Source organism: Streptomyces sp. NPDC057616, from assembly GCF_042800575.1.
Lineage (GTDB): Bacteria > Actinomycetota > Actinomycetes > Streptomycetales > Streptomycetaceae > Streptomyces.
In genome coordinates this window covers 23,060-29,903 of sequence record NZ_JBHVGU010000065.1, presented here as the reverse complement: position 1 = coordinate 29,903, position 6,844 = coordinate 23,060, and the positions used below count along the sequence as shown (strand labels likewise).

The following is a 6,844-nucleotide window of genomic DNA, read 5'->3' as shown; positions in this document are numbered from 1 at the left end:
GTCCCACCAGGCTCGGTCTACCGAATTCGGGTCCTGGAGGTACTGCTGATAGATCTCGTCGACGAGCCACTCGTTGGGACCGAACGCGGCCGCGGGGTTCTTGCCCGCTTGGTCGGCGTCGGTCGAGATGCTCGAGTTACTGGGGGACTGTGGCGACACGGCGGCAACCGCCCTCTTCCGCTTCACAAGGTGATGGACAGCGGGAATAAAGGCTACGCCCCCCGGACCCCGAAGGTCAGGCCGGGCAGGTTCATCGTCGTGTAAGTCACACCGGAAACTGTGTTTCGGGCCTGGAAATGGCGGGAAACAAGCGGGGTTCCGCTTCGAAATGCGGGGGACGGGAAACGCCTCAGTAGGCCCGTCACGCCAGGCCTGCGGGCGTGTGCCTGATCACACGTGTCCGTCAGTGCGGACGCTCGTGGATCTTGGGGCTGCGATTCGGACCTTACGTCAACTTTGGACGGATGTCTCTCCCGGAAGGGTGACGCGGATCCGGCAGCCACGCTCCGATTCGGCCACGCCGATCCCGCCACCGTGCAGGTCGACGGCCCAGCGGGCGATCGCCAGGCCGAGACCCGTGCCGCCGTCGCCGCCCTGTCCGTTCGAGGCGCCCGCACTGCCGCGGTTGAAGCGCTCGAAGACGCGGTGCCACTCCGAGCGCGGAATGCCGGGGCCCTCGTCGAGCACCTCCAGCTCCAGCGACTCGGACTGCGGGCCGCGCCGCGCCCGCACGGTCACCCGGCCGTGCGGCGGGCTGTGCTTGACCGCGTTGTCGATGAGATTCGCCACTACCTGGTGGATCCGCTCGGGGTCCGCGTGCGCGGTCAGCTCCGGCGGGGAGACGTCGAGGTGCAGATGGACGTCCGTACGCGTGTGGGTGCCCGAGCCGGAGGCGATGCCCGCGCGCGCGGGCACGGCCATGTTGGCCTCCTTCAGCACGCCCGACAGGTAGGGCCACACCTCGAAGCGGCGGCGGCGCAGCGGTACGACGCCGTTGTCCAGCCGGGAGAGGTCCAGCAGCGTCTCGACCAGCCGGCCGAGCCGCTCGGTCTGCTTGAGCGCGGTGCGCATCGTCTCGGGGTCGGCGGGCGAGACGCCGTCCACGATGTTCTCCAGGACCGCCCTGAGCCCCGCGATGGGGGTGCGCAGCTCGTGCGAGACGTTCGCCACCAGCTCCTTGCGCTGCCGTTCCTGGGCCTCCAGGTCGTCGGCCATGCGGTTGATGGTCTGCGCCAGGTCACCCAGTTCGTCGCGGCGGTTCTCGCGCACCCGGCGGGTGTAGTCGCCGTGCGAGATGGCGTGGGCGACGGCGTTCATGTCGTCCAGCGGCGCGGTGAGCGAGTGGGCCACGAACTGCGTGATGAGCAGCGTGGCGATCATCGAGAAGACGGTGATGAAGCGCAGCTCCGTCGCCGTGCGCATCGCGATCATCATCAGCCCGGTGGTGATGAGGACCGCGATGACGACCAGTGCGCCCAGCTTCGTCTTGATCGAGAACGGGCGCAGGCCGCCCCAGGGCTCCCCGGGGCTTCTCCGTGCGGCTGGACCGCCGCTCATGGCGTCGGGGTCTCCAGTGCGTAGCCCACACCGTGCACGGTGCGGATCCGCTCGGCGCCGATCTTCCGGCGCAGTGCCTTGATGTGGCTGTCGACGGTGCGGGTGCCGGAGGCGTCCGCCCAGTCCCACACCTCGGCCAGCAGCTGCTCACGCGAGAGCACCGCGCGCGGGGTGTTCGCCAGGCACACCAGCAGGTCGAACTCGGTGGGCGTCAGGTGTACGTCCTCCGAGTGCACACGCACCCGGCGCTGCGCGTGGTCGATCTCCAGCTCGCCGAGCCGCAGGATGCCGCTCCTGGGGGTCGCGGCCGCCAGCGCGGCGCGCTCCACCCGGCGCAGCAGCACGTGCACGCGCGCGGCCAGCTCCCGCATGGAGAACGGCTTGGTCATGTAGTCGTCGGCGCCGACCCCGAGGCCGACCAGCATGTCGGTCTCGTCGTCGCGCGCGGTGAGCATCAGCACCGGCACCGGACGGGCGGCCTGCACGCGGCGGCAGACCTCCAGGCCGTCGAAGCCGGGCAGCATGATGTCGAGGATCAGCAGGTCGGGCTGCCAGGCCTCGGCGGTGTCGACGGCGGCCGGGCCGTCGCCCGCGGTCTGCACGAGGAAGCCCTCGGCGCGCAGGCGGGTCGCGATGGCTTCGACGATGGTCGGGTCGTCCTCGACCACCAGCACCCGGCGCTGTGCGCCCGGCGTCGCCGTCGTGCCGTTGTGGGATGTGTGGGTCTGCTCCATCGCCCGCCCCTGAGTTGCTTTCCGGAATGCGTGGGGTCATTCCTTCTGACTGGCTTTGCCTGCGCATGCTTGCGATTGACGCTTGAATGATCCGCGTCAGAGAAGCAGAGTACGGGGAGTCACCGTCTCGCGGCTATCCAGGTCGGACGGCGATGTGGACGACGTCCGGAACGCCCCGGGCAACCGGGATCTCTTCGGTACGCACCCGCTGGAACCCGGCATTCCACAAGGTTTCTTCGAAATCCGGAGAGGGCTTGGCCGACCACACCGCCAATATGCCGCCCGGCTTCAACACCCTTGCGCAGCTTGTGAGTCCGTCCGGCGAGTAGAGGCCCTCGTTGCCCTCGGTGACGGTCCAGCCGGGGCCGTTGTCGATGTCCAGGCAGAGAGCGTCGTACGTGGCGGATGTCTCATTCACGTACGTGATCAGATCCGCCTCGACGATCTCCGTGCGCCGGTCGGCGAGGGCCTGTGCCGACAGAGCGGCGAGGGGTCCGTCCTGATGCCAGCCGACGATGGCGCGCTCGCGTTCCACGACCGTGATCGCCCCCCAGTACGGGTCGGCCGCCGCGTGTGCGAGCGAGAACCCCACCCCGAGCCCGCCGATCAGCACGTGAGGCAGCGGGCGGGGGCCCAGCGCGTCGCGCGCGGCGTCGACGAGCAGCCGCTCCGAGCGGCCGTCCGAGGTGTCCATCAGGAAGCAGCCGTTGGCGATGATCTGCAGCAACGCGCCGTGCCGGCGCAACACGACCTCGCCGTACGGGCCCTCGCGACGATCCAGGACCACAGGGGTGTCGTAGGTGGCGGTCATGGCCCCATCCTGCCCGAACCGGGGGGTGCGGCCAGGGGGATTTCCGGGAGGGCCGGGACCCGGACCCCGCTGAAGGGCGGACGCGGGGTGCGGCGCGCGGTGCGTCTCGCGCGGGCCGCCGCCCGTGCCTACGCTCGAAGCAGCGGGAGGCCCGCAAGGCCGGCGAGAAGTGCGTGGTGGCTGCCATGACCGCGAATTACCCGTTCGTGGGACGCGAGGACGTGCTGGGCGAGCTGCGGGCCGCCCTGGAACGCGCCGCGTCCGGGCGGGGCGGCCTCGTGACGCTCACCGGGCCCGCCGGCGCGGGCAAGACCCGTACCGCCGAGGAGGCCGCCGCACACGCGGACGGATTCCGCACCCGGTGGACGTGGTGCCCGCCGCAGACCGCGGGCCGCGCCTTCCGCCCGTGGTCGCGGCTGCTGCGGGAGCTGGTCGCCGAGGACGTGCGCTGCGGGCGGCTGGTGACCGCCTCGCCTCCGCTACGGGCCCTGGTGGCCGGGTCGGCGCCGGGCGTGCCCCGCGGAGCCGACCCGGAGACGGCACGGGTGCGGCTGGCGGGCGACGTGGCCGAGGTGCTGGCCACCGCCGCCCGGCGCGGGCCGCTGCTCCTCGTGCTGGACGACGTGCACGCCGCCGACGCGTCCTCGCTGCGGCTGCTGCTGGAGACCGCGGACGCGGCACGCTCCTGCGGGGTCCTGCTCCTGGCGACGGCCCGCGACGACGACGCGGCCTGGCGCCACGGCACGGGCGACGTCCGCGGCTGGGCCCGTGCGCAGCTGCTGCGCCGCGGCCGGTCGCTGCCCGTCGGGCCGCTGCCCGAGCGGGACGTCGCGGCACTGGTGGAGGCGGCGACGGGAGCGGCGCCCGCGCCGGACGTACTGAGTTCGCTGGTACGGCGGACCGGCGGTGACGCGTTCTTCGTCACCGAGCTGCTGCGCGGCGGCCGGTGGGACGGCTCCGGCCGGTCCTCGGTCGCCGTCCGGGACGCCGTACGCGAGCGGCTGGACGGCCTCGACCCGCGGGCCGCGCGCGTGCTGGACGTGGCCGCCGTCCTCGGCACCCGCTTCCGGCTCGACGTGCTCGCCGAGACCGCGGAGGTGCCGCTGGGCGAGGTGCGCGCGCTGCTCGGGGAGGCCGCGGGGGCCGGGCTGCTGGCCGAGGCCGGGGCAGACCGCGGGGCCTTCCGGCACGACCTGCTCCGCGACGCGGTCCACGACACCCTCGCGCCCGCCGAACGCACCGCGCTGCATGCGGCCGCCGCCCAGGTCCTGGCCGGCTACGCCCGCCGCGGCCGCGACACCTCTCCCGCGGAGGTCGCCCACCACCTCCTGCTCTCCGGCCCCGAACACGCCCACGAGGCCGCGCAGTACGCCCGCGAGGCGGCGGCCCGAGCGGAGGGCCTGTACGCCTTCGAGGACGCGGCGCGGTGGTACGAGCGTGCGGTGGGGGCGTGGTCGGCGGTGGGGGTGGAGGGGGACGGGGCGCGGCAAGGCGGGGAGGACGGGGCGAGGCGGACCGGGGCATCGCGCGGTGGGGTTCAGGGGAGCGGCGAGGCGGGTGGCGGGGGTAGCGAGGGGACGGGGAGCGAGGACGGCGGGGCGGGCCGGGGAGCGGGGAGCGGGTGCGGTGAGGAGGTGGGTAGTGGAGGCGGACGGGCGGTAGGAGGCCGGGGAGGGGGGAAGGCGGGGAGCGGAGGAGGTCTGGGGGCGGGAAGCCGGGACGACTGGGAGACGGGCAGCCGGGGCGGCGGGGAGACGGGCAGCACGGAGGCAAGGGCATCCGCTCCCGTCATCGTGCGCGCCGGGATCGTCGAGGCCCTGCTCGGGCTCGGGGCCGCGCGGCTCGGGGCCGGGGAGCGGGAGGGCGCGCGGGACGCGTGGCTCAGGGCCGCCCGGATGGCCCGGGAGGCGGGAAGGGCGGACCTGCTGGCGCGGGCGGCGCTGGGGCTGGGGACCGGGGCCGTGGGCTTCGAGGTCGATCTGGAGGACCGTGAGCAGCTCGACCTGCTGACCGAGGCGCGCACCGCGCTCGCCGCCGAGCCCCGGTACGCCGCCCTGCGCGCCGCCGTCACCGCGCGGCTGTCGCTCGCGGCCGGGCTCGTGGAACCGGAGAAGCACCGCATCGCGCTCGCCGAGGAGGCCGTCCGCACCGCCCGCGAGACCGGCGACCCCGCGAGCCTCGGCCCCGCGCTGGCCGCGCTGTGCGACGCGCGGCCCGGACCCGACCACTGCCGCGACCGGCTCGCCTGGACCGGGCAGATCGTGGCGTCGGCCCGCGACCTGCGCGACCCGGTGCTCGAACTGCTCGGCCGGCGGCTGCGGCTGGTCGCGCTGATGGAGACGGGCACGTTCGCCGAGGCCGACGCGGAGGTGGCGGCGTACGAGACGTGCGTGCGCCCGCTCAGGCGCCCCCTCTACGCCTGGTACGTGCCGCTGTGGCGGGGCACGCGCGCATTGATGGAGGGCCGCTACGACGACTGCGCGGCCGCGCTCGACGAGGTGGAGGAGCTGGGCCGCAGGGCCGGCAGCGGCAACGCGGGCCTGCTCGCCGTCACCCAGCGCTGGTGCCTGTACGCCGACAGCGGCGACAGCGGCGGACTGGAACGGATCCGCGCCGCCGCCTCCGACCTGGAGCGGTCCCCGATGCTGTGGCCCCGCGTCACGCTCGCCCTCGTCGCGGCGCAGTTCGGCCGCCCAGAGGAGGCCGCCCGCCGCCTCTCGGCCGTCGCACCCCGTCTCGGCGAGGCGCCCCGCGACAGCGAATGGCTCCCCATGGTGGCGCAGGCCGCGGAGACGGTGGCCGCCTTGGGCTCCCACCCCAGCGCCTCCTTCCTCTACGACCTGCTGGCCCCGTACGCCGGCCTGTTCGCGGTGGAAGGCATCGGCGCGGCGGTACGCGGCCCGGTCGACCGCCATCTCGCCCTGCTCGCGGCCGCCGTCGGGGACACGGACCGAGCCCGCGAGCACCGGAAGCGGGCGATACGGGCCACCGAAGCGGCGGGCGCGGTGGCGCTGACGGAGCGCATCGCGGCCGAGACGGCCGAGACCACCGAGATGGCCGAGACGGCAGGGATGGCGCGGACGACACATGCGGGGGTGAGGGCGGGAGCGGCGCGCGCCGACGCCTCCCCTCTCTTCCGCCGCGAAGGCCCCCTCTGGCGGCTCCGCTACGCCGGCCGCGACGTACGCCTCCCGGACAGCAAGGGCCTGCACGACATCGCCGTCCTGCTCGCCCGCCCCGGCACACCGGTCCCCGCCGTGGAACTGGCGGCACCGGACGCCCGCGGGCAGGACGCCGGGGAGCTGCGTCCCCAGGGCGACACCGGGGAGGTCGTCGACGCCACCGCCCGGGCCGCCTACCGGCGCAGGCTGCGGGAGCTGGAGGAGGAGGCCGGGGACGCGGACGAGGCCGGGGACGCCGGGCGTTCGGAGCGGATCGCCGTGGAGCGGGACGCGCTCGTCGGGCAGCTCGCGGCCGCGTACGGCATCGGGGGCCGCGTACGCCGCACCGGCTCGCCCGCCGAACGCGCCCGTACCGCCGTCACCGCCCGCATCCGGGCCGCGGTGCGGCGCATCAGCGACGTCCACCCCGAACTCGGCCGCCACCTCATCACGGCCCTGCGCACCGGCACCCTCTGCGTCTACGCGCCCGAGCAGCCGCCCGGGTGGCGGCTGTGAGGGCGCGCCTCACATCGTGCCGCCCGATCTCACGCCTCCCGGGTGAAGCGCCGAAGCGCGCGACT

General features: G+C 74.5%; 5 protein-coding genes. 1 reads left to right on the top strand and 4 read right to left on the bottom strand.

The window, feature by feature from the left end:
• The 4 genes from ACFU97_RS44025 to ACFU97_RS44010 all read right to left on the bottom strand — a co-directional run.
• Positions 1–159: hypothetical protein (locus tag ACFU97_RS44025; protein WP_384268427.1), on the bottom strand; the 159-nt coding region annotated here is incomplete at its 3' end.
• 291 nt (positions 160–450) lie between these two features.
• Positions 451–1,557 carry an ATP-binding protein gene (locus ACFU97_RS44020; RefSeq protein ID WP_384268425.1) on the bottom strand — a complete coding sequence of 369 codons (1,107 nt, stop codon included), beginning with the start codon at positions 1,555–1,557 and terminating at the stop codon, positions 451–453.
• On the bottom strand, positions 1,554–2,291 hold the full coding sequence (locus tag ACFU97_RS44015) for a response regulator transcription factor (protein ID WP_384268422.1): 738 nt from the start codon (positions 2,289–2,291) through the stop codon (positions 1,554–1,556). Before ACFU97_RS44015 ends, ACFU97_RS44020 begins: the two co-directional genes overlap by 4 nt.
• A gap of 133 nt (positions 2,292–2,424) precedes the next feature.
• On the bottom strand, positions 2,425–3,102 hold the full coding sequence (locus ACFU97_RS44010; protein WP_384268420.1) for a spermidine synthase: 678 nt from the start codon (positions 3,100–3,102) through the stop codon (positions 2,425–2,427).
• 185 nt (positions 3,103–3,287) lie between these two features.
• Between ACFU97_RS44010 and ACFU97_RS44005 the strand changes: the two genes are divergently transcribed.
• Positions 3,288–6,779 carry an AAA family ATPase gene (locus tag ACFU97_RS44005; protein WP_384268419.1) on the top strand — a complete coding sequence of 1,164 codons (3,492 nt, stop codon included), beginning with the start codon at positions 3,288–3,290 and terminating at the stop codon, positions 6,777–6,779.
• The last annotated feature ends 65 nt before the right edge of the window (positions 6,780–6,844 follow it).

Coding starts and splice junctions, on each gene's coding strand:
- ACFU97_RS44020 (WP_384268425.1), bottom strand. CDS start 1,557: ATGAGCGGCGGTCCAGCCGCACGGAGAAGCCCCGGGGAGCCCTGGGGC.
- ACFU97_RS44015 (WP_384268422.1), bottom strand. CDS start 2,291: ATGGAGCAGACCCACACATCCCACAACGGCACGACGGCGACGCCGGGC.
- ACFU97_RS44010 (WP_384268420.1), bottom strand. CDS start 3,102: ATGACCGCCACCTACGACACCCCTGTGGTCCTGGATCGTCGCGAGGGC.
- ACFU97_RS44005 (WP_384268419.1), top strand. CDS start 3,288: ATGACCGCGAATTACCCGTTCGTGGGACGCGAGGACGTGCTGGGCGAG.